22 protein-coding genes are annotated in these 23453 nt (G+C 71.2%); 8 read left to right on the forward strand and 14 right to left on the reverse strand.

Annotated features, from left to right (window positions below; translation table 11 throughout):
- Window positions 1–127 precede the first annotated feature (127 nt).
- The 3 genes from IQ210_RS16630 to IQ210_RS16640 all read right to left on the reverse strand — a co-directional run bounded on the left by IQ210_RS16630 (window position 128) and on the right by IQ210_RS16640 (window position 2811).
- Entirely contained in the window at window positions 128–1264 is a 1137-nt protein-coding gene (locus IQ210_RS16630; RefSeq protein WP_194079791.1) for a sensor histidine kinase, read from the reverse strand.
- Window positions 1261–2001, reverse strand: a complete 741-nt coding sequence (locus IQ210_RS16635; protein WP_046261291.1) for a response regulator transcription factor — start codon at window positions 1999–2001, stop codon at window positions 1261–1263. Before IQ210_RS16635 ends, IQ210_RS16630 begins: the two co-directional genes overlap by 4 nt.
- 132 nt (window positions 2002–2133) lie before the next feature.
- Window positions 2134–2811: a spermine/spermidine synthase domain-containing protein gene (locus tag IQ210_RS16640; RefSeq protein ID WP_194079792.1), complete on the reverse strand. Its 678-nt coding sequence runs from the start codon at window positions 2809–2811 to the stop codon at window positions 2134–2136.
- 190 nt (window positions 2812–3001) lie between these two features.
- Between IQ210_RS16640 and IQ210_RS16645 the strand changes: the two genes are divergently transcribed.
- Entirely contained in the window at window positions 3002–3736 is a 735-nt protein-coding gene (locus IQ210_RS16645) for a rhomboid-like protein (RefSeq protein WP_194079793.1), read from the forward strand.
- Here the strand turns inward: IQ210_RS16645 and IQ210_RS16650 are convergent.
- The 5 genes from IQ210_RS16650 to IQ210_RS16670 all read right to left on the reverse strand — a co-directional run bounded on the left by IQ210_RS16650 (window position 3699) and on the right by IQ210_RS16670 (window position 9343).
- A complete protein-coding gene (locus IQ210_RS16650; protein WP_194079794.1) occupies window positions 3699–5036 on the reverse strand; it encodes a toll/interleukin-1 receptor domain-containing protein in 1338 nt (445 codons plus the stop codon). The genes IQ210_RS16645 and IQ210_RS16650 overlap by 38 nt on opposite strands.
- A complete protein-coding gene (locus IQ210_RS16655) occupies window positions 5036–6139 on the reverse strand; it encodes a hypothetical protein (protein WP_228047862.1) in 1104 nt (367 codons plus the stop codon). The genes IQ210_RS16650 and IQ210_RS16655 overlap by 1 nt, the downstream gene beginning before the upstream one ends.
- Before the next feature lie 56 nt (window positions 6140–6195).
- Window positions 6196–7698 (reverse strand): sulfatase family protein, encoded by a 1503-nt coding sequence (locus tag IQ210_RS16660; RefSeq protein WP_194079795.1) that lies wholly within the window; start codon window positions 7696–7698, stop codon window positions 6196–6198.
- A 137-nt stretch (window positions 7699–7835) separates the two neighbouring features.
- Complete coding sequence (locus IQ210_RS16665; RefSeq protein WP_228047926.1) at window positions 7836–8597, reverse strand: GNAT family N-acetyltransferase; 762 nt, start codon at window positions 8595–8597, stop codon at window positions 7836–7838.
- A 98-nt stretch (window positions 8598–8695) separates the two neighbouring features.
- On the reverse strand, window positions 8696–9343 hold the full coding sequence (locus IQ210_RS16670) for a GNAT family N-acetyltransferase (protein ID WP_194079797.1): 648 nt from the start codon (window positions 9341–9343) through the stop codon (window positions 8696–8698).
- Between the two features lie 176 nt (window positions 9344–9519).
- Here IQ210_RS16670 and lon point away from each other — a divergent pair, with 176 nt between their 5' ends.
- Complete coding sequence (gene lon, locus IQ210_RS16675; RefSeq protein WP_194079798.1) at window positions 9520–11934, forward strand: endopeptidase La; 2415 nt, start codon at window positions 9520–9522, stop codon at window positions 11932–11934.
- A 145-nt stretch (window positions 11935–12079) separates the two neighbouring features.
- Here lon and IQ210_RS16680 read toward each other — a convergent pair whose 3' ends face one another.
- Window positions 12080–12886 carry a lysozyme gene (locus tag IQ210_RS16680; RefSeq protein ID WP_194079799.1) on the reverse strand — a complete coding sequence of 269 codons (807 nt, stop codon included), beginning with the start codon at window positions 12884–12886 and terminating at the stop codon, window positions 12080–12082.
- A 227-nt stretch (window positions 12887–13113) separates the two neighbouring features.
- On the opposite strand from IQ210_RS16680, the gene IQ210_RS16685 reads away from it, so the two are divergent.
- Window positions 13114–13608, forward strand: a complete 495-nt coding sequence (locus IQ210_RS16685) for a MarR family winged helix-turn-helix transcriptional regulator (RefSeq protein ID WP_194079800.1) — start codon at window positions 13114–13116, stop codon at window positions 13606–13608.
- 9 nt (window positions 13609–13617) lie between these two features.
- On the opposite strand, the gene IQ210_RS16690 is transcribed toward IQ210_RS16685, so the two are convergent.
- Window positions 13618–14403 (reverse strand): protein phosphatase 2C domain-containing protein, encoded by a 786-nt coding sequence (locus IQ210_RS16690; protein WP_194079801.1) that lies wholly within the window; start codon window positions 14401–14403, stop codon window positions 13618–13620.
- Between the two features lie 368 nt (window positions 14404–14771).
- Between IQ210_RS16690 and IQ210_RS16695 the strand changes: the two genes are divergently transcribed.
- From IQ210_RS16695 to IQ210_RS16715, 5 genes are read left to right on the forward strand one after another with little or no spacing between them, the layout of a single operon-like run.
- On the forward strand, window positions 14772–17510 hold the full coding sequence (locus tag IQ210_RS16695) for a sensor histidine kinase (RefSeq protein WP_322656379.1): 2739 nt from the start codon (window positions 14772–14774) through the stop codon (window positions 17508–17510).
- Window positions 17507–18010: a roadblock/LC7 domain-containing protein gene (locus IQ210_RS16700; protein WP_194079803.1), complete on the forward strand. Its 504-nt coding sequence runs from the start codon at window positions 17507–17509 to the stop codon at window positions 18008–18010. The genes IQ210_RS16695 and IQ210_RS16700 overlap by 4 nt, the downstream gene beginning before the upstream one ends.
- Window positions 18007–18414 (forward strand): DUF742 domain-containing protein, encoded by a 408-nt coding sequence (locus IQ210_RS16705; protein WP_194079804.1) that lies wholly within the window; start codon window positions 18007–18009, stop codon window positions 18412–18414. Before IQ210_RS16700 ends, IQ210_RS16705 begins: the two co-directional genes overlap by 4 nt.
- Window positions 18395–19021 carry a GTP-binding protein gene (locus tag IQ210_RS16710; RefSeq protein WP_194079805.1) on the forward strand — a complete coding sequence of 209 codons (627 nt, stop codon included), beginning with the start codon at window positions 18395–18397 and terminating at the stop codon, window positions 19019–19021. The genes IQ210_RS16705 and IQ210_RS16710 overlap by 20 nt, the downstream gene beginning before the upstream one ends.
- Before the next feature lie 25 nt (window positions 19022–19046).
- Complete coding sequence (locus IQ210_RS16715; RefSeq protein WP_194079806.1) at window positions 19047–20294, forward strand: styrene monooxygenase/indole monooxygenase family protein; 1248 nt, start codon at window positions 19047–19049, stop codon at window positions 20292–20294.
- On the opposite strand, the gene IQ210_RS16720 is transcribed toward IQ210_RS16715, so the two are convergent.
- The 4 genes from IQ210_RS16720 to IQ210_RS16735 form a co-directional block, all read right to left on the reverse strand.
- On the reverse strand, window positions 20273–21337 hold the full coding sequence (locus IQ210_RS16720; protein ID WP_194079807.1) for a C40 family peptidase: 1065 nt from the start codon (window positions 21335–21337) through the stop codon (window positions 20273–20275). The genes IQ210_RS16715 and IQ210_RS16720 overlap by 22 nt on opposite strands.
- 103 nt (window positions 21338–21440) lie before the next feature.
- The gene (locus IQ210_RS16725) at window positions 21441–21755 is read right to left on the reverse strand and encodes a hypothetical protein (RefSeq protein ID WP_194079808.1); all 315 of its coding nucleotides are present in this window, start codon (window positions 21753–21755) and stop codon (window positions 21441–21443) included.
- A complete protein-coding gene (locus IQ210_RS16730) occupies window positions 21748–22395 on the reverse strand; it encodes a TetR/AcrR family transcriptional regulator (RefSeq protein ID WP_194079809.1) in 648 nt (215 codons plus the stop codon). The genes IQ210_RS16725 and IQ210_RS16730 overlap by 8 nt, the downstream gene beginning before the upstream one ends.
- A gap of 88 nt (window positions 22396–22483) precedes the next feature.
- Entirely contained in the window at window positions 22484–23422 is a 939-nt protein-coding gene (locus tag IQ210_RS16735) for an AurF N-oxygenase family protein (RefSeq protein WP_194079810.1), read from the reverse strand.
- Window positions 23423–23453 lie beyond the last annotated feature (31 nt).

Genomic DNA, 23453 nt, shown 5'->3' on the forward strand with positions numbered 1-23453 from the left:
CTCACGGCGTCACCCGGGAAGGGGTGAGCGGGGCCCCTGGACGCCGATGGCGCGGGCCTGTGGCCGATCACACGTGTCCGTCAGCGCGGACGCCCGTGGATCTTGAAGCTCCGCTTCGAACTTTACGTCAACTTGGCAGAGATGGAAGTCCCGGGAGAGTGACAAGAATCCGGCAGCCACGCTCGGATTCGGCCACTCCGATCCCGCCACCGTGCAGATCCACCGCCCAGCGGGCGATCGCCAGCCCGAGCCCGGTGCCGCCGTCGCTGCCCGGACCGTGCGGGCGCGTGATGTTGCCGCGGTTGAACCGCTCGAAGACCCGGTGCCACTCCGAGCGCGGAATGCCGGGGCCCTCGTCGAGGACCTCCAGCTCAAGGGACTCCGGCAGGGGACCCCGCCGGGCCTTCACCGTGACCCGGCCGTGCGGCGGGCTGTGCTTGACCGCGTTGTCGATGAGGTTCGCCACCACCTGGTGGATCCGCTCCGGGTCCGCGTGCGCGGTCAGCTCCGGCGGGGTCACGTCCAGGTGCAGATGCACGTCCGTGCGCGTGTGGCTGCCGGACCCGGAGCTGAGTCCCGCCCGCGCCGAGGCGACCATGTTGGCCTCCTTCAGCACGCCAGACAGATACGGCCACACCTCGAAACGGCGCTTCTTCAGCGGTACGACGCCGTTGTCGAGGCGGGAGAGGTCGAGCAGCGTCTCGACGAGCCGGCCGAGCCGCTCCGTCTGCTTCAGGGCCGTACGCATCGTCTCGGGGTCCGCGGGCGAGACCCCGTCCACGATGTTCTCCAGCACCGCCCTGAGGCCCGCGATGGGCGTACGGAGCTCATGGCTGACGTTCGCCACGAGCTCCTTGCGCTGCTGCTCCTGGGCCTCCAGGTCGTCGGCCATGCGGTTGATGGTCTCGGCGAGGTCGCCGAGCTCGTCCCGGCGGTTCTCGCGGACCCGGCGGGTGTAGTCGCCGTGCGAGATGGAGCGGGCGACCGCGTTCATCTCGTCCAGCGGAGCCGTGAGCGAGTGCGCCACGAACTGGGTGATCAGCAGCGTGGCGATCATCGAGAAGACCGTGATGAAACGGATCTCCGTCTTCGTCTGCACCGCGATCATCGACAGGCCCGTGGTGATCAGGACCGAGGCGACGACCAGCGCCCCCAGCTTGGTCTTGATCGAGAACGGGCGCACGCTGCCCCAGGACTCACCGGGAACACCCTTGGGGTCCCCGGGCCCCCAGGGCCCTCTCCGTCCGGCCGGACCGTCGCTCATGGCGTCGGCGTCTCCAGGGCGTAGCCCACGCCGTGCACCGTGCGGATCCGCTCGGCGCCGATCTTCCGCCGCAGCGCCTTGATGTGGCTGTCGACCGTGCGGGTGCCGGAGGCGTCCGCCCAGTCCCACACCTCGGCCAGCAGCTGCTCCCGGGATAGCACCGCGCGCGGGGTGTTCGCCAGGCACACCAGGAGGTCGAACTCGGTCGGGGTGAGGTGAACATCCTCACTCCGGACCCGCACCCGGCGCTGCGCGTGGTCGATCTCCAGCTCGCCCAGGCGCAGGATGCCCGAGCGGGGCGTCGCGGCGGCCAGCGCCGCCCGCTCCACCCGCCGCAGCAGGACGTGCACCCGGGCCGCCAGCTCCCGCATCGAGAACGGCTTGGTCATGTAGTCGTCGGCGCCGACCCCCAGCCCGACCAGCATGTCGGTCTCGTCGTCCCGCGCGGTCAGCATCAGCACCGGCACCGGACGGGCGGCCTGCACCCGGCGGCAGACCTCCAGGCCGTCGAAGCCGGGCAGCATGATGTCGAGGATCAGCAGATCGGGCTGCCAGGCCTCGGCCGTGTCGACCGCCGCCGGACCGTCGCCCGCGGTCTGCACGAGGAATCCCTCGGCGCGCAGCCGGGTCGCGATGGCCTCCACGATCGTCGGGTCGTCCTCGACCACCAGCACCCGGCGCTGCGCGCCCGGGGTGGCCGTAGCCGTGCCGTTGTGGGAGGTGTGTGTCTGCTCCATCGCCCGCCCCAAAAGTTGCTTTCCGGAATCAGTGGGGTGATTCCGCTCTCTGGCTTGCCTGCGCATGCTTGCGATTGACGCTTGAATGATCTGCGTCAGGGAAGCAGAGTACGGGGAGTCACCGCGCCTCGGCTATCCAGGTCGGACGCCGAGATGCACGACGTCCGGAACGCCCCGGGCAACCGGGATCTCTTCGGTACGCACCTGTTGGAACCCGGCATTCCATAGGGAACTTTCAAATTCCGGAGAGGGCTGCGCCGACCACACCGCCAGCACCCCGCCCGGCCTCAACACCCTTGCGCAGCTGGCCAGTCCGGCCGAGGAGTACAGCCCGTCGTTGCCCTCGGTGACGGTCCAGCCGGGTCCGTTGTCGATGTCCAGGCACAGCGCGTCGTACGTGTCCGATGTCTCATTGACGTAAGTGACAAGATCCGTTTCCAGAATCTTTGCGCGTGCATCCGCGAGCGCTCGCGCGGAGAGCGCGGACAGCGGGCCGTCACGGTGCCAGTCGATGATGGCCGATTCCCGCTCCACGACGGTGATCCGGCCCCAGCGCGGATTCTCGGCCGCGTGTGCGAGCGAGAAGCCGACGCCGAGCCCGCCGATCAGCACGCTCGGCGCGGGCCGGTCGTCCAGCGCGGCGAGCGCGGCGTCGACCAGCAGCCGCTCCGAGCGGCCGTCGGAAGTGTCCATCAGGAAGCAGCCGTTGGCGATGATCTGCAACAACCGACCGTGCCGGCGCAGCACGACCTCGCCGTGCGGGCCCTCGCGACGGTCCAGGACTTCAGGGGTGTCGTACGAGATGGGCATCGGGTCATTTTGGCAGTTCGGTGGCTTGTGCACAGGCGATTGCCGTGGCCGTACGACATCAGGGGCCCGCCCGCCGCCCGTTGGGCGGTTCTTGAGAAGTGGCTGTGAATCGGGGTCCGCGTGGCGCCGGTCACAGACAGCGGGCGGGTCGGGCGCGAATCGTGGGGCGAAACGGAAGGAGCGCCTCGCGGTGGAACGGACTGAGACGGCCGGTCTTCCCGATGCCGCCGAGCTGCTCGACGGCATCCCGAGTCAGCGGGCGCCGGCATCGGCACCGGCCACCCGCCCGGCTCCGGTACGCCCCCGCCCCTGGCGCCTCCTCCCCACCCCCACCGGGACCCCCTTCACCTTCGGGTACGCCGCCGTCCTCGCCGTGACCTCGCTGGTCACCGAGTACGCCGACCCCGACCTCGTGCACAGCCTGCTCCAGGGCTCCAGCACCGATGTGGCACACCTCGTGCGGACGCCGGTGCTCGTGCTGCTCGCCAGTGCGCTGTGGGTCGCGGGCGGGCTGCTGTCGCCGTACGCCATCGGCTTTCTCCTCGTCCTCACCGCGCTGGAGCGGCGGATCGGCGGGGCGCGGACGGCGGTCGTCTTCCTGCTGGGGCACGTTCTGGCCACGCTGGCGACCGAGGTGCCGGTGGGGCTCGCGGTGCTGGTCGGGCAGCTGCCGGACAGCTCACTGCACCGCTTGGACTACGGCATCAGCTTCGGCGTCGCCGCGAGCTTCGGGGCGTTGGCGGGGCTGCTGCGGCCCTGGCTGCGCTGGCCGTTGCTGGTGGGGTTCGGCTGGATGCTGGTCCAGGACCTGCTGGCGTTCACCGATCCGCTGAGCAACTGGGGGCACCTGTTCTCACTGGCGATCGGGGTGGCGACCTGGCCGATGGTCAGGCGGTGGCGGGGAGTTGGGACAGGAGCTCGGTGACGATCTCCTGCGGGGTGTGGCGGTAGAGGGCGCGGTACTGGGTGCCCTGGAGGAAGGCCGGGAGGTCCATCTTCTCCAGGCACACCGGAACGAGCCTCACCCGGCGTTCGATCGACGCCCGGTGCAACTCCCGCGCCTCGAACATGCAGTACTCGCTTTCCAGATACTCCTTCGACAGCAGGAGCACACCGATCGCCGACCTGGCCAGATTGCCGATCAGGTCGTCGAGCCAGTCCTCACCGACGCCGATGGCCCCCTGCTCGCGGAAGTCGAAGACCTCCTGGAAACGGCCGTTCAGCAGGCGGGAGAACTCGGCGGCCCGGTCGCCGTTGGCGGAGGCGTAACTGAGGAAGACGTGTTCGTTGCGCAGGGCGGCGGAACGGAAGTGCGCCACGGCCTGTTCGGCGCTGCCGATGTACTGGGGCGGTTCGTCGATGACCTTCAGGTGCTTGGTGACGGCGTCCGCGAGGTCGAGGGGGCCGCTCCAGCGGACGATCGCCTTGCGGTGGCCGGTCGCGGACGTGCCGTAGAGCGTCTCCACGTCCGGCACCGGTTCGTCCGCCCGCGAGGCGATCGCCAGGGTCGGGACGAACTGGCCGTGGGCGAAGGCGGCGGCGAGCCGGCCGGGTGCGGTGTCCAGGTCGATCACCACCCAGTCGCAGGCCCGCAGCCGGGCGATCAGATCGAGGTCCAGCCGGGGCGGCCAGGGCAGGACCTCGGGTTCCCAGTACTCGCCGCGCAGGGCAGCGGTCAGGGTGGCCGCAACGAGCGGGTCCTCCGGCGGGACCAGCACCCCCACCCGCCGTGCCTGGTGGGAGCGCCGCCTGGGTGCCGACTCCGACGCGTGCGCCTCGGCGAGGAAGCCGCGGAAGGCCGCCTCGACCTTGGCGGGCAGCGACGAGTGCCGGCCCGCGTCGACCTCCTGGGCGTCGTACGGCAGCAGGCGCACGCTCTGCGGGGCCCGGAGCACCGGCAGCAGCCGCTGGTCGTGGAAGACGACGGCGGGCTTGCGGGCCCGTACGGCCATCGCGAGTTCGAGACGGAAGTACTGGGCGGTCTCCAGGAGTTGCGAGGGCACGGGGGCCGCGTGCGCCGGTCCTGGCAGCGGATGGATGCCGACGAACCCGTCCGCGTCCCGGATCATCCGCTCCAGCCGCACCGGACTGGTGAAGGAGCCCGCCTTGTCGACGCGGAACGACACGTTCTCGACCGCGCTGAGCAGCTCCCAGAAGTACTGGTTCTCGGCCGGTGAGTGATAGCGGTGGCTGAGGAACACCTCGAGCCTGGACGGCGGTTCCATCACGCACCCCCTGGCGACTGCGGCGGCGTCGCCCCGCCCGGCACCCCCGTCGGCAACCCCGGAATCACCGGCGGCGCCGGCGGCTCCGTCTGCTTCAGGCGGTTGTACACCGCGTCGAACGTGAAGCCCGAGACATAGCCGACGGCCAGGACGAAGAACAGCAGGCGGCGGACGCCCTCCCCGGCCAGGATGTCGGGGGACGCGGCCAGTTGGGCGGAGACGAAGAGCAGGAAGGCGATCCCGCCGGCCGACATGCCGAGGACCGCCGTCCGCGCCCAGTGGGTCTCGCGGTCGAAGACGGTCCGGGTGATCGCCCCCGAGGTGCCGGTGGCCAGCGCGCCCACGATCAGCGCGGACAGGTTGACCGCGGTGCTCGACTCGACGGCGTACGTCAGCGGGATGGTAGCGAAGCCCAGCAGGAGCAGCAGCATCCCCGTGACCGCGCCCAGCCCCGCCCGCAGGGTGGCGCCCCGCCGGGACCTCGCCTCCTCGCGCTGCTTCTCCTCACGCCGCTCCCGCTGCGTGCCCAGCAGCCGCACCAGCCGCTGGGCGCTGCCCGGACCCCACTGCGCGCCCATGGCGGACACCTCGTCCGCCGTGGCGTGATGGGTGGACCGGTTCATGGTCTCCCAGACCTTGCGGGCGGAACCCCCGAAGGCCGCCAGCGGATACACCGGTATCCCGAACGCGAGGCAGATCATCCCTGTGACCAGCGTCGAGCGGCCGCCGCCGACGAGGATGACCCCGTCGACGTCGCGCAGCGACCGGTAGAAGCTGATCTCCCAGTCGTTGCCCGGCTCGTACCGCAGGTCGAAGACCTCGGGCCGCTCGTCCCGCTGGGGGAAGTCGATGTCGCCGTCCTCGTAGGGCGGCCGGACCTGGACGGAGCCCTCCGGCAGGTCCTCCCGGGTCAGGAAGCCGGTGACGACCCGGCTCTCGATGAACTGCGCCTCGCTGGAGTACACGATGATCCGGCACCCGTCGGCCGCGAGCTCCGCGCCGATCTCCTCGCAGGCCGTCAGCGCACCGGCCGCGTCCGTCAACGGCGGGTCCAGCCGCCGCCCCGGATCGGCGCTCCCCATCACAGCGATCAACGGCCCCATGAGCCATCCCCCCTTCACGCCGGCTCAGAATACGGCGTGCAGGAGGTTCCCTTCCGTCAGTTCCCGTCCCGCAAACGGGCCTTGGCGAGCGCCGCCGCCAACGCCGGTACCCCGAGCCGCTGTTCCTCCTCCGCGTCGGCGCCGTGCAGGCGGTTCCGCAGCTGGTACGGATCGGCGCGCAGGTCGTAGTACTCGCGGAACAGCACCTTCCCGTCACCGCGCGGGCGGCCGTCGGGGCCGAGGCGGGTGCGGTAGTACTCCGTGTACTGCTCCGTCCTGCCGATGTACGACGCCCAGGTGTGGATCGGCTGCCTGTCCTGACGGTTCCACCACCACTCGGCGAGCAGATGGCTGCGGTCGTTGCCGGTGTCGAGCAGGGAGTGGCCGTCGTGCGGGGTGTCCGGGGTGATGCCGGCCGCGGCGAGGAGGGTGGGGGCGATGTCGACGTGGCCGGTGAGCCGGTCGTCGGCGCGGGCCGTGCCGTGGCCGCCGGCCGGCCAGGACAGGTGGAAGGGGACTTCGAGGCTCGGCCGGTACGGCACCGACTTGCGCAGCCAGCCGTGGTCGCCCCAGCACAGGCCGTGGTCGCTGGTGAACAGCACGAGCGTGTTGTCGAGTTGGCCGAGCGCGCGGAGCCGGTCGCGGAAGTCGCGCATCGCGTCGTCCACGGAGAGCAGCGTGCGCAGCTGACGGGTGCGCAGGGCGCTGCCCTCGGCGAAGGCGTGGTGGGCCTCGCGGAGGTAGGGCGGCTTGTCGCCCTTGCTCGGTTCGAAGACCGACGGGCGGCCCTGCCACGCGGGCACGCGCGTGTGGGCGTACCGCTTCTCCGGGATGTTCACCTCGTGCGCGGCGCGCGTGGCGACGTACGCGAACCAGGGCCGGGTGTCGGCGCGGGACCGTTCGATGAAGTCGAGGGCGCGGTCCTTGATGACGGTGGTGTTGTAGCCGGGGATGTTCCGGACGGTGCCGTTGTCGTTGTAGTGGCCGTTGTAGTAGCGCACCGGCTCCTGGAGCAGCCACTCGTCGAAGTGGGGCGGGGCGTCGCCGGTGGGCCAGTAGTTGAGGTACTTGCCGAACAGGCCCGTGCGGTAGCCCGCCTCGTGCAACTGGCGCTGGACCGTGGTGCGTTGGTCCAGATGGCCGGGGTGGCGGGTGTCGAGAAGGCCGTGGTTGTGCGCGTACCGGCCCGACATGATCGAGGCGCGGGACGGGGCGCACAGCGGGGTGTTGGCGTGCGCCCGCCCGAACGTCGTGCCGTGGCCGCCGAGCCAGTCCAGGGTCTGCGGGAGGGCCCAGTCGGTGTCCTTGGGCTGGTCGTCGGTGAGGACCAGGAGGATGTTGGGGCGGGCGTCCCCACGGGACGCGGGAGGCGCGGTGGAGGCGGCCGCCCTGCTCGCGACGGGGGCGGCCGGGCGGCCGGACGTGGCGCCGGGCGTGGGAGAGTCGCCGCCGGTGGCCCTGAGCACGAGCGGTGTCGCGGCTCCCGCCGCCGCCACGGCCGCCCCCGTCAGCACCGCCCGCCGCCCGGGCCCGCGCCGCCGCCGCTCCTCGCCGCTCATCCGAATCCCACGCCCCCAAGTCCCCGTAAAACCCCGTATAAACGCTCAATCGAGCTGTGAACGAGCTTGCAGTGTGCAGGGACTTCCTGTGAACGGCGTTGCGGGGATGTCGCGGCGGGCTTGCGATGCCGTGGAGATCAGGGCCGTTCGCGGTCGCCCGGCGTCCACACGTACGGCGTGGTCGTCGTCACCGCCGTGAAGCCCAGGCGGCGCAGGATGGGGGCGCTGTCGTCGGAGGCGTCGACGTGCAGGTAGGTGACGCCCCGGGCGGCGGCGAGGGCGGCGCGGACGGCGACGAGCGCGCGGTAGATGCCCCGGCCCCGCCACGCGGCGAGCGTGGAGCCGCCCCACAGGCTGGCGAACTCGGTGCCCGCCCGGAAGGCCAGCCAAGCGGCGGAGACGACCTCGCCGTCCGCCTCGGCGACGTAGACAGCGATCTCGTCGGGGGCGGCGGCGACCCGGCCGATGAGGTCGTCCGCGAGCCAGCCCCAGTCCTGGCCCCACACGGCCGACTCCATGGCGGCGATCCGCCGCATGTCCGCGTCGGCGGTGACCCGCCGCAGGGTCACCCCGTCCGGCAGCACCGGCTCCCGTACGGCCATGTCGGCGGCCCGCCCGATCAGCACCGTCTCCCGGTCCTCCGGTACGAAGCCCGCCGCGCGGAGTCGTGCGGTGAGGTCGGCGGGGGTGTCGTGGGCCCGGGTCTTCCACTCCACCGCCTCACCCCGTCCGGCGAAGAAGTCCCGCTGCCGGGCGATCAGCCGGTCCAGCTCCGCGCCCTCCAGGCCGAGTTCGCGCGGACCGCTCACGAACCCGCGGAACTGCCCGACGATCCGCAGCAGCGGCCCGTCCTTCTCGTACGTCACCCCGGCCGGCGGGGTGGGCGGCGCACCGCGCATCTGGTCGTCGTAGGCGGCGAGGAAGGTCTGTGTATCGGTCACGGGGCGAACGTACGGGGTCTCCGGGAGGGGGCAACTTCTTTTCCTCGCCGCCGGTTTCAGCCCCCGGTGTACTTCGCGCTGGTCAGCGTCGCCGACACCGTCCACCCCAGCGACTCGTACAGCGCCCTCCCCTCGGGCGTCCCCGCCAGCACGCACCGCTCCGCCCCCTGTTCCAGCGCGGCCCGCTGGAGCGTGCGCATGACGAGGGTGCCGAGGCCGCGGCGCCGGTGGGCGGGGGAGGTGGCGATCTGGTCGGCGACCGCGGTGGCGCCGGTCGGGGCGAGCTGGCCGCGGGCGGCCCAGGAGCCGTCGGGGCCGGCGATCATGGTGCGGACGACTCCGCCGCGGGACCAGGTGCGCTGCCGGTAGCCGTCCGGGAGCCGGAGGTCTGCCGTGTCCGGCGTCAGCGGGAGGGTCATCAGGTAGCCGGGCTCGGGGTCGATCCACCAGCCGTCGTCGAGCCATCGGGAGACGACGGCCGGGTCCCGGAACACCTTGAGCCACACCCCGGCCCCGGTCACCGCCTCGGCGACCTTCCGTACGTCCGCCTCGTCCACGGCGTCGCCGACCGCGCCGAGGACATGCCGGGTGACGTGCCCCTCCATGCCCATGTCGATCGTGCAGCCCCAGGGCTCCACCACCGGCGGGGCCGCCCCGCGCGAGACGACCCACCCGTCCACCCAGGCCCGCACGGTCTCGTCCACGACATCTCCTTGTAATAGATGAAATACATCAGTGGCTATTACCGTTGGTCACGGTACGCGGACCGCCCTCCACCCCGACAGAGGTGATCGCTCACAGCGAACGCACCCGGGGGAACAATCAAAGGCTCACGTGCATTGAGTCGGCATAGCTCAACTTGACTGCCGAAGGGGAGATCATGGCTTCGACGTCCACACCGCTCACTCTGCCTGTGCTGCCGCTCGACGACGAGGTCGTGCTGCCCGGAATGGTGGTCCCGCTCGATCTCAACGACGCCGACGTGCGTGCCGCGGTGGAGGCCGCCCAGGCCGCCGCCCGCTCGGAGCCCGGGAAGCCCAAGGTCCTGCTGGTGCCGCGCATCGACGGTACGTACCCGGGCACCGGTGTCCTCGGCACCGTCGAGCAGGTCGGCCGGCTCGCCGACGGCGACCCGGGCGCGCTCATCCGCGGCCGCGGGCGCGTGCAGATCGGCGCCGGGACGACCGGGCCGGGTGCGGCGCTGTGGGTCGAGGGGACGAGGATCGACGAGACGGTGCCGGAGCCGCTGCCCGGCCACGTCACCGAACTGGTCAAGGAGTACAAGGCCCTCGCCACCGCCTGGCTGCGCAAGCGCGGCGCCTGGCAGGTCGTCGACCGTGTCCAGGCCATCGACGACGTCTCCGCGCTCGCCGACAACTCCGGCTACTCACCGTTCCTGACCACCGAACAGAAGGTCGAGCTGCTGGAGACCGCCGACCCGGTCGCCCGCCTCAAGCTCGCCACCCAGCAACTGCGCGACCACCTCGCCGAGCAGGACGTCGCCGAGACCATCGCCAAGGACGTCCAGGAAGGCGTCGACAAGCAGCAGCGCGAGTTCCTGCTCCGCCGCCAGCTGGAAGCCGTACGCAAGGAATTGCGCGAGCTCAACGGTGAGAAGGAGGGCGAGGAGTCCGACGACTACCGCGCCCGCGTGGAGGCCGCCGACCTGCCCGAGAAGGTCCGCGAGGCGGCCCTGAAGGAGGTCGACAAGCTGGAGCGGTCCTCCGACCAGTCCCCCGAGGGCTCGTGGATCCGCACCTGGCTGGACACCGTCCTCGAACTCCCGTGGAACGAGCGGACGGAGGACGCGTACGACATCCAGGGCGCCAAGGCGATCCTGGACGCCGAGCACGCGGGCCTGGAGGACGTGAAGGAGCGGATCACCGAGTACCTGGCGGTGCGCAAGCGCCGCAGCGAGCGCGGCCTGGGTGTCGTGGGCGGCCGCCGCGGCGGTGCCGTCCTGGCGCTCGTCGGCCCGCCCGGTGTCGGCAAGACCTCGCTCGGCGAGTCCGTCGCGCACGCCATGGGCCGCAAGTTCGTCCGCGTTGCCCTCGGCGGTGTCCGCGACGAGGCGGAGATCCGCGGCCACCGGCGTACGTACGTCGGCGCGCTGCCCGGCCGGGTCGTGCGGGCCATCAAGGAGGCCGGGTCGATGAACCCGGTGGTCCTGCTGGACGAGATCGACAAGGTGGGCTCCGACTATCGCGGCGACCCGGCGGCGGCGCTCCTCGAAGTCCTGGACCCGGCGCAGAACCACACCTTCCGCGACCACTACCTGGAGGTCGAACTCGACCTGTCCGACGTGGTGTTCCTCGCCACGGCGAACGTCCTGGAGGCGATCCCCGAGGCCCTGCTCGACCGTATGGAACTGGTCCGCCTCGACGGCTACACCGAGGACGAGAAGGTCGTCATCGCCCGTGACCACCTGCTCCCGCGCCAGCTGGAGCGGGCGGGCCTCGACAAGGACGAGGTCACGCTGGAGGAGAGCGCGCTGCGCAAGCTCGCCGGCGAGTACACGCGCGAGGCGGGCGTCCGCACCCTGGAGCGCTCGATCGCGAGGCTCCTGCGCAAGGTCGCCGCCCAGCACGAACTGGGCGAGCGGAAGCTGCCGTTCACGGTGACGGACGCGGAGCTGCGCGACCTGATCGGCCGCCCGCACCACGTGCCGGAGTCGGCCCAGGACCCGGCGGAGCGGCGCACGGCGGTGCCGGGTGTGGCGACGGGCCTGGCGGTGACGGGCGCCGGCGGTGACGTGCTGTTCGTCGAGGCGTCCCTGGCCGACCCGGAGACGGGCGCGGCGGGACTGACCCTCACCGGTCAGCTGGGCGACGTGATGAAGGAGAGCGCGCAGATCGCCCTGTCCTTCCTGCGCTCGCACGGCGCCGAACTGGAGCTGCCGGTCGGCGACCTCAAGGACCGGGGCGTGCACATCCACTTCCCGGCGGGCGCGGTCCCGAAGGACGGCCCGAGCGCGGGCATCACGATGACGACGGCCCTCGCGTCGCTGCTCAGCGGCCGGCTGGTCCGCACGGACGTGGCGATGACCGGCGAGGTCTCCCTGACCGGCCGGGTCCTGCCCATCGGCGGCGTGAAGCAGAAGCTGCTGGCCGCGCACCGGGCGGGCGTCACGACCGTCATCATCCCCAAGCGCAACGAGGCCGACCTGGACGACGTCCCCGCCGAGGTACTGGACAAGCTGGAGGTCCACCCGGTGACCGACGTCCGCCAGGTCCTGGAACTGGCCCTGTCCCCGGCGACGAACGGGGCGACGCCGGAGGTGCCGGTGGCGGCGTGACGTCCGTTCGCGGCGCGTGTTCCTGCCGCGGCACGACTTCCGGTGACGGCGTGACGGACGCCACCGGATGAGGTGAAGGCCCGGGTCCCGTGAGGGAGGCCCGGGCCTTCGCTGTACGCCGGTGTGTCAGCCGTACGTCGGTGGGTCAGCCGTTGGCGAGGGCGACGACCCGGTCGAGAGCCCCGTTGAACTTGTCGTGGTCGCCCACGGTCGGCCCGGAGGACGTGTACTGCCACATCGTGTAGTACCCCCACCCCGCCGGCAGCGTCCCCACCGTCGACGCGTAGCGCGCGATCCACAGGGGGTTGGCGGTGGCGAAGCCGGCGTAGTTGCCCGTGCACTCGGTCCACCAGCTGGTGGCGGTGTAGATGACCGCGTCACGGCCGGTGCGGGCCTTGTAGCGGTTCAGGAAGTCGCGGATCCAGGTGACCATCCCGCTCTGCGTCTTGCCGTAGCAGGAGGCGCCGTACGGGTTCCACTCGATGTCGAGGGCGCCGGGCAGCGTCCTGCCGTCCTTGGACCAGCCGCCGCCGTGGTCGACGAAGTAGTCGGCCTGTGTGGCGCCGCCGGTCGTGTCCGGGGTGGCGAAGTGGTACGAGCCGCGGATCATGCCGACGTTGTAGGAGCCGTTGTACTGCTGGGCGAAGTACGGGTTCGTGTAGTACGTGCCTTCGGTCGCCTTCACGTACGCCCATTTGACCCCGCTGCTCCACAGCGTGGACCAGGCGACGTTGCCCTGGTGGCCGGAGACGTCCACGCCCTCGGTCTGGGTGGCGCGGGTGTCACGGGGGGTGCCGTTCTGCCCGTCGTGGGCGAGGACCCCGATGCCCATGTAGGCGGAGCCGCGCGCCGGGGTGTCGGCGGCGGAGGCGGGGAGGGAGACGGCCGCGAGCAGTGTCGCGACGAGGGCGGCGAGGAGGAGACGTACCGGTCTGAGTCTGTGCACGGGCATGCGTGCCTCCGGAGGCGCGGTGGGGGAACGTACCGGAACGTGGGGGGTGTTCTGGCGTGGTCATGCCAGTAAGTGCCTGGTAGAGAAGCTACGCACGTAGACGAGCACCAGGGAAGAGGGGCCGGAGGCTGCCGTTGGTCTAAGCCTGCGAAATACTGGCCGAGCTGCGGCGATGACGGCATTTGGCGGAAACTTTCACGACCAGGAAAACCGAGGCAGGGACTGACGTGCACGAAGACGCAAACGGCGGCGGACGCGGGGTCGGTTCCGGCGTGCGGGGGAGTGGTGTGGACCAGCCCGAGTTCCTGGCGCTGGAACGCGAGTTGACCGTGCTGCTGCGGCGGGCCCGGGCCAACCAGGGCGAGATGGCCCGCGAGGTCCACCCGGACCTGGAGTCCTCCGCGTACGGGCTCCTGGTCCGCCTCGACGAGCACGGCCGCCAGCGGGCCACCGAACTCGCCGCGTACATCGGCGTCGGCAAGGCGACGATGTCCCGGCAGCTGCGGGCCCTGGAGGACCTCGGGCTCGTCACCCGTGCGCCTGATCCCGCGGACGGGCGGGCCTGGCTCGTGGAGTTGACGGACGAGGGACGCTCGCGGGTCGGCCGGGTCCGGGACGCGCGCCGGGCCCGGTACGCGGGGCGGCTGGCGGACTGGGACCCGCGGGAGGTGTCGGAGCTGGCGCGGCTGCTGCACCAGCTGAACCTGGGCATGGAGAAATAGGCGCCGCCCTCAGAGCTCCGCGTACACCACCGACGCGTCGTCGTGCTGCTTGCTCCGCCCCAGGAACGCCCGCTCCGCATCCGCGACCTCCAGCTCCCGCACCCGCGCCACCAAAGCCCCCGCCCCCTCCTTCCGTACGAAGGTGAACAGGTCCGTCCAGTCGCCCTCCCGGAACTTCTCCACCCAGCGTGTGGCCCCGTCCGTCAGCGCGGCCAGGGTCCTGACCGAGGAGCGCGGCAGTACGCCCGTCGCCGCACGCGCCGCCACGGAGGGATCGGCCGCCGCCGTGAAGAACCCGCCCTCCTTGTTGCGGAGATGCGCGTCGATGTACGCGTCGGTCGTGAGGGACTCGCGGGGGAGCCGGGACAGCCGGTCGTCCTCCAGGACCGTCAGCGCCCCGCCCGGCGCCTCCACCAGCAGGACCGAGTCCGACAGGACCAGGTACTCCACGGCCTCCGCGGACCAGCGCGCCAGCACCACCGTTGCCTGTGGTGTACGTGGGTGAGAAAGGTCACAGGTGTGTGCGTGGGAATCGGAGGTACGCGCCACGGCGAGGCTCAGAGCCTCGGACAGCGGAACATCCGGGAGGGAAACGGTCAGTTCGGTCAGGGCGCCGCCCAGGCGTGAGACGAACCAGGGGACGGAATGCAGACAGCCCGTGGGGCCCTGCGGCGGTGTGACGCCGTCCAGGACCACCAGTGCTCCGCCCCGTCCGGAGGCCGGAAGGCCGACGCTCGCGAAGTCCTCGTTGGGGCGGGTCGGATCGCCGGGCTCCGATACGAGTTCAGTACGCATCCAGCCAGTCTGCACGAGCCCTTCACAGGGTTCACAAAAGGCTGGCATCGGTCGCCGAATCGGTGCAGGCGCGCAGGTCAAGCGTCTGGTTTGGGGTGGAATGATTCACTCCGGCCATGCGCGGCGGCAGATGATGCCATCGTGCGCCCCGGACGTCCAACCGGCCCACCGCGCAAGGCCCCTGACTGTGCCACGGGAACTTGCTCCCCAACTCCCCTCCGGGGTTCACTCCTTCGAGTGGCGGGTCGGGTGATGCGCGACCACTGCCCACTGGCGCTGGGAGGGTCGGGAACCGTACCGGGAGTACCCGTCAGTTGACGGAGCGTCACCCGGGCCCATGGGTACACGAGTCAGGAATGCGAGCACCGGTGCAGAAGACGCGGCCACGTCGTACGAGCAAGCAGACGGCTCCCGCCGACACCACCTCCGCCCCCACCCCTGACGGGGCCGTCGTGGGCAAGGGCCGCCCCACCCACGTACGCAACCGGCTCATCGTCGCCGTCGCCGTCGTGGCCGCCGCGATCGCCGGGGCCGGCGCGCCCTCCGTGCTCGCCGCCTCCCAGGACCTCAGCGACTCCCAGGATCTGGTGACGCTCGCCGAGCAGACCCAGAACGCGCTCGCCCTCGCGCACGCGCTCGCCGACGAGCGGGACGAGGTCACCTCGTACGTCGCCGCCGGCCGCCCGCGCTCCAAGGCGCCCTCCGAGCAGCGCAGCACCCGTGTCGACCGGCAGGTCGAGGAGCTGCGCGCCGACACCGACACCCCGGCCGACCTGCGCGCCGACCTCGACGGGATCGCCGCCCTGCGCAGAGCGGTGCTCACCGGCAAGAGCACCGCTCTCGAAGCGCACGCCTCCTACTCGGCCACCATCACCGAGCTGCACCGCCTCGCCGAACAGCTGGCCGAGCAGCTGCCGCCCCGCGCGGGCTCCGGCACCTACGCCCTCGCCGAGCTGGACTCCGCCGTCCAGCAGGCCGCCGCCACCCGCGGACTGCTCCTCGCCGCCCTCAGCGTGCCGAGCGGCACCCAGACGGTCACCGACCCGGTCACCGGCATCACCTCGACCGTCTCCACCACCTCCGAGGCCGACGCCAAGCAGCGCGACGCCCTCACCGCGGCCGCCCAGCAGGCCCGGCTGCGCTCCGACGCGGCCCTCGCCGACTTCAAGGAGACCGCGCCCGAGGAGACCTTCGCCCGCTACGACTCCACCGTCACCGGGCCCGAGGTCAACTCCGCCGAGAAGTACCTGGCCTCCCTCACCGACCAGCCCACCCTCTCCGACCGCGAGCTGACCACCAGCACCAAGAAGCTCGACGCCACCCTCTCGGCCCGCGTCGAGCTCATGCGCGGCGTGGAGTCGGCGCTCTACAACCAGCGCACGAAGGACCTCGCCCAGCTCCGCGACGACGACGTCACCGCCTGGGAGATCCGCATCGCGGTCCTCGGCGCCCTGATGCTGCTCGCCGTCGGCGTCGCCACCGCCATGGCCCGCACCCTCACCCGCCCCCTCGCGGTCCTGCGCCTCGGCTCCGCCCGGCTGGCCACGGCGGCGGACCCGGCCGCCGAGGAACCGGTCAAGTTCACCGGCCGCAACGACGAGTTCGCCCAGGTCGTCCGCTCGGTCAACGCCCTGCACGCGCATGTCCTCGGTGTCCAGGGCCGCATCACCACCCTGGAAGCCGACCGCAAGCACCTCGTCGCCCAGCGTCAGAAGATGGCCGACGCCCGCGAGGAACTGCGCGCCGAACTCGCCGAGTCCGCCGCCCAGTTGGGTCGTCTCCGCGACAGCATCGGCGGCACCTTCGTCAACCTCGCGCTGCGCACCCTGGGTCTGGTCGAACGCCAACTGGCCGTTATCGAAGGCCTGGAGGAGCGCGAGCAGGACCCGGACCGCCTGGCCACCCTCTTCAAACTGGACCACTTCGCCACGGTCATGCGCCGCCACAGCGAGAACCTCCTGGTCCTCGCGGGCACGGAACACGTCCAGCAGCACGCGGGCCCGGTCCCGCTGGTGGACGTCGTACGGGCCGCGGTCAGCGAGATCGAACGCTACGAGCGCGTCCGCATCGCGGCCCTGCCCCCGCATGCCCACGTCGCGGGCTTCGCGGCGGACGACCTCTCCCACCTCCTCGCGGAGCTGATGGAGAACGCCACCTCGTTCTCCCCGCCGGACCTGCCCGTCGAGGTCTCCGGCTGGCTCCTGGAGAGCGGCGAGGTCATGCTCTCCGTCCAGGACGAGGGCATCGGCATGACCGAGGACCGCCTGACCCGCCTCAACTCCCGCCTCGCCGACTTCGACCCGGACTCCCCGTACGACCAGGAGGGCGAGGAGGGTCTCGGCCTCGGCCTCTACGTCGTCGCCCGCCTCGCCCACCGCCACGGCGTCCGCGTCCGGCTCCGCGAGCAGAAGCAGGGCGGCATCGCGGCGGTCGTGGTCCTGCCGAAGCCGCTGCTGGCGCCGGCCCCCTCGGCCGCGGTCCCCTCCGCCACCCCATTCTCCGGCACGCCTCATTCCTTCGCCCTCCCGGGCGCCGACGCGGAGGCCAACTCCAACGTCCTGCACGGCCGCTCGGAATCGGGCGACGCGCTGGTGGCCCTGGCGGAGCAGGCGGTACGAAGCTCGGAGACGGCGGCGGCGGAAACCCCGTCGGAAACGACGATGGAACTCCTGGCTCCGGTACCGCCGACGACCGACGAACGCTCTGCGACGACCGACGAACAACCTGCGGCCGCCGATGGCGAATCCGCCCCACAGGGGCCACCCGCACCCGACGACGAAAGTGGTACGGGTGGTGCGGGCGGGAACACCTCTGTCGAAGGCGAAGCCGAGACGGAACACACCCGCACCCCCGACGAGGACCAGCTCACCGCAAAGGGCCTCCCCAAGCGCACCCCGAAGATCACCGCACCCACAGAACCGCCCCGCCAGCGCACCGCATCCGTCGACGCCGAAGCCCTCCGCCGGAGGCTCGGCGGCTTCCGCCGGGGGGCGGAGGCCGGCTACCGCGACGTAGAAGCAGAGATCGCCGAACAGACGGGTCAGACGAGGACGCCCGCACATTCCGAAGAAGCCACGGGGGGCACTCCCGAGGAGGCAAGCAGTTGACCGCGCCCAGTACCTTCGGACTGAGCAGTGAAGCCCGCAACCTGCACTGGCTGCTGACGAACCTGGTCGAGGAGGTGCCGGGCATCCAGTCAGTAGCGGTGGTCTCATCGGACGGCCTGCTCCTGCTCTCCTCCGACCCCGGCCGCAACGACGAGGCCCGCCAACCCCGCGCCGCCACCCCGAAGGGCCCGCGCGGATCGTCGGCCGACCTCGCCACCATCGTCTCCGGCATCGGCAGCCTGACCATCGGCGCCGCCAAGCTCATGGAGTCCGGCCCGGTGAAGCACACCATGGTCGCGATGGACGAGGGCAGCCTGTTCGTGATGTCGATCAGCGACGGCTCGCTGCTCGGTGTGCACGGTTCCGCGGACTGCGACATGAGCGTGGTGGCGTACCACATGGCCCTGTTCGTGGGCCGCGCCGGCCATGTCCTGACCCCCGAACTCCGCAGCGAGCTACGGAAATCACTCGAGTCCGAGTCGGCGGGGAGTACGCGATGACCGACAGGCCGAACCTCCCCGTCCGCGGCGGCGACCGCAAACCCGCCCGCGTCCGCCCCTACTCGCTCACCGGCGGCCGTACCCGCTTCGGCCACGTCCTCCTCGTGGAGACGTTCGTGGCGGCGCTCGAAGCACCGGAGGAGCGCAAGGAACTGACGAATGGATCCCTCAGCTCGCGGGTCATGCCGGAGATGCGGGCCATCGTCGAACTCTGCCGCCGCATGCGCACGGTGGCCGAGATCGCCGCGCTGCTGAAGATGCCGCTCGGCGTGGTCCGGGTGCTGCTCAGCGACCTCGCGGACCAGGGAAAGATCCGTGTGTACGGCACCGGCACCGGTCACGGCACCGGCCGTCCGGACCGCGCTCTGCTCGAAAGGGTGCTGAATGGACTCCGTCGTCTTTAGAGACACCGCCTTCGCGGACACCGACGAGGACCTGAAGTCCTGGCAAACGGACCGCACCCGCGCCCCCATCGCGACGAAGATAGTCGTGGCCGGCGGCTTCGGCGTCGGCAAGACCACCCTCGTCACCGCCGTCTCGGAGATCACCCCGCTCCAGACCGAGGCGCTGATGACCGAGGCGAGCGAGGAGACCGACGACCTCACCGCCACGCCCGGCAAGCTGACCACCACCGTGGCCATGGACTTCGGCCGCCTCACGCTCGACGACGACCTGGTGCTCTACCTGTTCGGCACGCCGGGCCAGCAGCGGTTCTGGTTCATGTGGGACGACCTGGTGCGCGGCGCGATCGGCGCGGTCGTCATGGCGGACACCCGGCGCCTGAAGGACTGTTTCCCGGCCCTGGACTACTTCGAGAGCTGCGGACTGCCGTACGTCGTCGCCGTCAACCACTTCGACGGCAGCGAGCTCTTCGAACCGGAGGACGTGCGGGAGGCGTTGACGATCCCGGCGCACATACCTGTAATGATCATGGACGCGCGCCGCCGGATCTCGGTGATCGAGACCCTTCTCTCCCTGGTCGGCCACGCCCTGGACGAAACCCCCGAGTAGAACCCACCAAGGAGTCACCACCCGCATGCGGAAGATACTCGTCGTAGGGGCCGGTCAGTCCGGTCTCCAGCTCGCCCTCGGCCTGCAGTCGCACGGCTACGAGGTCACCCTGATGTCGAACCGGACGGCGGACGAGATCCGCTCCGGCCGGGTCATGTCGACGCAGTGCATGTTCCACACGGCACTGCAGCACGAGCGCGATCTCCAGCTGAACTTCTGGGAGTCCCAGGCCCCGAAGATCGAAGGACTCGGCGTCTCGGTCGCGGCCCCCGGCTCGTGGGCCGAGGGCCCGGCCGCCCGTGCGATCGACTGGGTGGGCAGGCTCGACGGGTACGCGCAGTCGGTCGACCAGCGCGTGAAGATGGCCGGCTGGATGGAGACCTTCGCCCAGCGCGGCGGCCAGCTCGTCATCCACGGCGCGGCCGTCTCCGACCTCGACTACTTCTCCCGTACGTACGACCTCGTGCTGGTCTCGGCGGGCAAGGGCGAGCTGGTGTCGATGTTCGGCCGGGACGCGTCCCGTTCGCCGTACAGCGAGCCGCAGCGGGCGCTGGCCGTGTCGTACGTCCACGGCCTGGGCCCGCGTCCCGAGCACCCGGACTACGACGCGGTCCGCTGCAACCTGGTCCCCGGCGTCGGCGAGCTGTTCGTCATGCCGACGCTCACCACCTCCGGCCGCGCCGACATCCTGTTCTGGGAGGGCATACCCGGCGGCCCGCTCGACGTCTTCAACGGCGTCAAGGACCCGGCGGAGCACCTCTCCCTGACCCTGGAACTCATGGAGCGGTACACGCCCTGGGAGTACGCGCGGGCCACGAAGGTCGAACTCACCGACGCGGGCGGCACGTTGGCCGGCCGCTACGCCCCCACGGTCCGCAACCCGATCGGCCGTCTGCCCGGCGGCGGACTGGTCCTCGGCGTCGCGGACGTCGTCGTCGCCAACGACCCGATCACCGGCCAGGGCTCCAACTCCGCCTCCAAGTGCGCGGCTTCCTACCTCGCCTCGATCCTGGAGCGCGGGGAGAAGGAGTTCGACGAGGAGTGGATGCAGGGCACGTTCGACCGCTACTGGGACACCGCCCAGCACGTCACCAAGTGGACGAACGCGATGCTGGCCCCGCCGCCGGAGCACATCCTCAACCTCATCGGCGCGGCAGGCCAGTTGCAGCCCGCCGCCGACCGCTTCGCCAACGCCTTCAACGACCCCTCCGACTTCGAGAACTTCTTCTACGAGCCGGAGAAGACGGCGGCCTACCTGGCGTCCCTGTCCTGACCCTTGTCAGGGCGCACGGCCCCCAGGATCGGGTGGGAGGCGAGAGGCGAGACCTTGACCTTCTCACCCGTCCTCGGGGCCTGCACGACCTGCCCGCCCCCCAGGTACATGGCCACGTGGGTCGCCTTGGGGAAGTAGACCACCAGGTCGCCGGGCCGGAGTTCACTCAGCGGAATCCGCGGCAGCTGGGCCCACTGCTCCTGGCTGGTCCGGGGAATGGGCCGGCCCGCATGCCCCCACGCCTGGGACGTCAGCCCTGAACAGTCGTACGCCTCGGGCCCCTCGGCCCCCCACTCGTACGGCTTCCCGAGCTGCTGCACGGCGTACCGCACGGCCCGATCGGCCGCCCGCGTCGGCTCGCCTTCCCCCTGACCCAGGGCACCGGACGTGACAAGCTCCTCCTGAGCCGCCTCGACATCCGTCCGCTCCAACTCGGTGACGGCGCCCAGCTGTTCCTCCGTCAGGGAGGCGAGCAGCTCCTCGACGTCGTCGAGCTTCTTCCGTACGGCGTCCCGGTCCTTCTTCTGCCGTACGGACAGGGTGAGTTGCCGGTCGAGCGCCGCGCGGGCCTTCCGGGCGAGCCCGTCGGCCTTCTTCTCGCTCCCCGTCAGCCGCCCCACGGTCTCGGCGCGCTCCCGCGCCAACTGCCCGATCACATGGCCCTGATCGAGCGCGTGCTGCGGATCACGGGCCAGGAGCAGGCGCACGTACGGCGAGATGTCGGTGCTGTTCTGATACTGCTGCCGGGCAAGCCGCCCTGCGGCCCCCCGACTGTCATGGAGGGAGAGCCGGGCCCGCGCCAGCTGCCCGTCCAGCCGACGCACCTCCGCCCGCTGCTCCTTCAGCTTCTCGGCGGTGGCGTTGTACGTCTCGGTCGCCTCCTCGGCCTCCTGGTACAGCCGCTGAAGATCCGTCAGCAGTTCGGAGACGCTCCGCTCACCGGGCGCGGGCGGCTCCGGTACGGCCGCCGCGGGCAAGGGTGCGAGGACGGTGCCGGCCGCCACCGCCGCCGTACACACCAGACGCAGAAGCCTTCCTGACACGTCATCACCTCCGGCGCGCAGCAGCCCCTCTGCTCCGCACCGTGAGCATGGGACGGCCGCCCCGGCCGCGCGCGCCGGGTGTGCGCGGTTCGGCGCAACGAGGTCACCCGTCGGTGTCGTCCGGCTTGCCGCCCGGCGTGGCGTCGGGCTTGGACCACGGCCACTTCAACCGCGACGGCTTGCCCTCGGGCTCGTACGCGTACTTCCACCCCTTCTGGAGCCCCAGCTTGCTGTGCCCGCGCGGCACCCGGCGGTAGATCAGCACGGTGGGCGGACCGCCGTCCGGGTCCGGGACCGGGATGCGGTACTGGTTGGGCGGGTGCCCGGTCGGGCCGAGGAGGACCGGCAGGACACGGCCGTCCATGGGGCCGCCCTCGAAGGGGGTGTCTTCGCTCTTCACGGGACCAGTGTCAGCCATCCGCCGCGAGCGCCTGCACCAGCGCCGCGGTCTGCGGGTCGCGCCGCGCGGTCACCGACAGCACGGCGACGAACTGCTCCACCAGCCAGTCCCGCAACTCGTCGACCGGCGGTTCCTTGTCGTCGTCCAGCCAGATCAGCGAGGCCGCCTCCACCGCGGTGATCCACATCCGCACGGTCATCCGCAGCCGCGAGCTGGGCTCGGTGACCCCGAGATGGCTGAGGATGTGCAGAGCGGCGGCCCGCCGCACGCCGTCCACGATGGCCGTCGTACGGGACGTCTCGACGACGCTCCCGCCCTGGAGCAGCGCACTGAACCCGGCGTCGTGCTGGTCGACGAAGGCGAGGTAGCGGTCGAGGGCCCGGGAGAGCCGGTCGAGCAGCGGCCCTTCACGAGGCTCGTCGAAACACTGCTGGAGCTCCTCGGCGGCGGACCGCAGGGCAGCCTCGTACAGCTGCTGCTTCCCGCCGGGAAAGTACCGGTACACGAGAGGCCGCGATACCCCGGCCGCCTCGGCCACGTCGTCGAGGGAGACGTCCTCGGGCGCGCGGTGCGCGAAGAGCCCGAGGGCGGCCTCGAGAAGCTGACTGCGCCGCTCCTCGACACTCAGGCGGCGATAGGCGGGGGCGGCGGGCGTCATGGGGTGCAGCGTAATCGCAGGCTGCGCATGCCGCCCTAAAGGGGCGCGGGGAACTGCGCGACCAACCCCCACCGGCCCGCACCCGGCGTCAGGCCAGTAGCCCCGAGCTCTTCCACAACCGCCGTCCCACCCCGCGCAGCACCCCGATGTCATCCAAGAAGTCCGTCAACCTCTTCGCCCCCGTCTGCATTACCTCCCGCCGATGCCCACTCGCCTTCACCTGGGCCAGCGCCTCCCGCCGGTCCAGCCCCACGTTCGTGTAGACCTCGGGATTCACGAACGCCACCGAGAACACCCGCGCGAACTCCCCGGACGTCACCCGGGTGAACTCCTGCGACCACCGAGGCGCCGTCACCATCTGCCGCCGCAGCTCCTCGCGGGCGTACCGCACATGCCGCGCCTCCTCCACGACATGAATCCGCGTGACCCCCCGGATCAGCGTCTGCACCCGCTCGTCCGGGAACGTCAGCCGCTGCATCCAGTCGAGGACCTCCTCACCGAGCAGCGTGGCCGTGAAGGACCCCGGCGTCGTCGAGATCGTCTTGAACAGCCGCCCCAGCTGTTGGTGCGCCCGGCTCACCGGGTACCACGGAGTGTCCCCGTGCGAGATCAGCCGCGCGAACATCTTCGAGTGCCGGCACTCGTCCTCGATCTCGGTCAGCGCGTAGCGCACATGCGCACTCGTCGCCGCCTTGTCGTAGATGTGCCGCACGAGCAGCTGCATGAGGATGAGCTCGAACCAGATCCCGAGCGAGGCCAGCGCGGCGGCCTCGTGCTGCGAGAGCAGAATCCGCTGCTCCTCGCTCATCCGCTTCCACAGCGGGGTGTCGTACAGCGACACCAGCTCGGGCGGCCAGAACCACTTGCCCTCCTCGAAGGGCGCGTCCCAGTCGAGTTCCTTGTCGGGGTCGAAGGAGTGCTTGGCGGAGGAGTCCAGCAGCCGCTCGGCCACCTGCTCCCGGTCCTTGAGCAGGCCGAGCGCGTCGCGGAGGCCCGCGAGCGCATCGGCGTCCGTCAGCGTCGTCATGAGGTTATGAGACTGCTTGTCAGCAAGCCCG

It is taken from the genome of Streptomyces justiciae (assembly GCF_015163075.1).
In the GTDB taxonomy this organism is placed as follows: domain Bacteria; phylum Actinomycetota; class Actinomycetes; order Streptomycetales; family Streptomycetaceae; genus Streptomyces; species Streptomyces justiciae.

Bases quoted from the DNA above. Each gene is read 5' to 3' on its own strand.
- IQ210_RS16630 (WP_194079791.1), bottom strand. From the start codon at position 1,264: ATGAGCGACGGTCCGGCCGGACGGAGAGGGCCCTGGGGGCCCGGGGAC.
- IQ210_RS16635 (WP_046261291.1), bottom strand. From the start codon at position 2,001: ATGGAGCAGACACACACCTCCCACAACGGCACGGCTACGGCCACCCCG.
- IQ210_RS16640 (WP_194079792.1), bottom strand. From the start codon at position 2,811: ATGCCCATCTCGTACGACACCCCTGAAGTCCTGGACCGTCGCGAGGGC.
- IQ210_RS16650 (WP_194079794.1), bottom strand. From the start codon at position 5,036: ATGGAACCGCCGTCCAGGCTCGAGGTGTTCCTCAGCCACCGCTATCAC.
- IQ210_RS16655 (WP_228047862.1), bottom strand. From the start codon at position 6,139: ATGGGGCCGTTGATCGCTGTGATGGGGAGCGCCGATCCGGGGCGGCGG.
- IQ210_RS16660 (WP_194079795.1), bottom strand. From the start codon at position 7,698: ATGAGCGGCGAGGAGCGGCGGCGGCGCGGGCCCGGGCGGCGGGCGGTG.
- IQ210_RS16665 (WP_228047926.1), bottom strand. From the start codon at position 8,597: ATGCGCGGTGCGCCGCCCACCCCGCCGGCCGGGGTGACGTACGAGAAG.
- lon (WP_194079798.1), top strand. From the start codon at position 9,520: ATGGCTTCGACGTCCACACCGCTCACTCTGCCTGTGCTGCCGCTCGAC.
- IQ210_RS16680 (WP_194079799.1), bottom strand. From the start codon at position 12,886: ATGCCCGTGCACAGACTCAGACCGGTACGTCTCCTCCTCGCCGCCCTC.
- IQ210_RS16690 (WP_194079801.1), bottom strand. From the start codon at position 14,403: ATGCGTACTGAACTCGTATCGGAGCCCGGCGATCCGACCCGCCCCAAC.
- IQ210_RS16705 (WP_194079804.1), top strand. From the start codon at position 18,007: ATGACCGACAGGCCGAACCTCCCCGTCCGCGGCGGCGACCGCAAACCC.
- IQ210_RS16710 (WP_194079805.1), top strand. From the start codon at position 18,395: ATGGACTCCGTCGTCTTTAGAGACACCGCCTTCGCGGACACCGACGAG.
- IQ210_RS16715 (WP_194079806.1), top strand. From the start codon at position 19,047: ATGCGGAAGATACTCGTCGTAGGGGCCGGTCAGTCCGGTCTCCAGCTC.
- IQ210_RS16725 (WP_194079808.1), bottom strand. From the start codon at position 21,755: ATGGCTGACACTGGTCCCGTGAAGAGCGAAGACACCCCCTTCGAGGGC.
- IQ210_RS16730 (WP_194079809.1), bottom strand. From the start codon at position 22,395: ATGACGCCCGCCGCCCCCGCCTATCGCCGCCTGAGTGTCGAGGAGCGG.
- IQ210_RS16735 (WP_194079810.1), bottom strand. From the start codon at position 23,422: ATGACGACGCTGACGGACGCCGATGCGCTCGCGGGCCTCCGCGACGCG.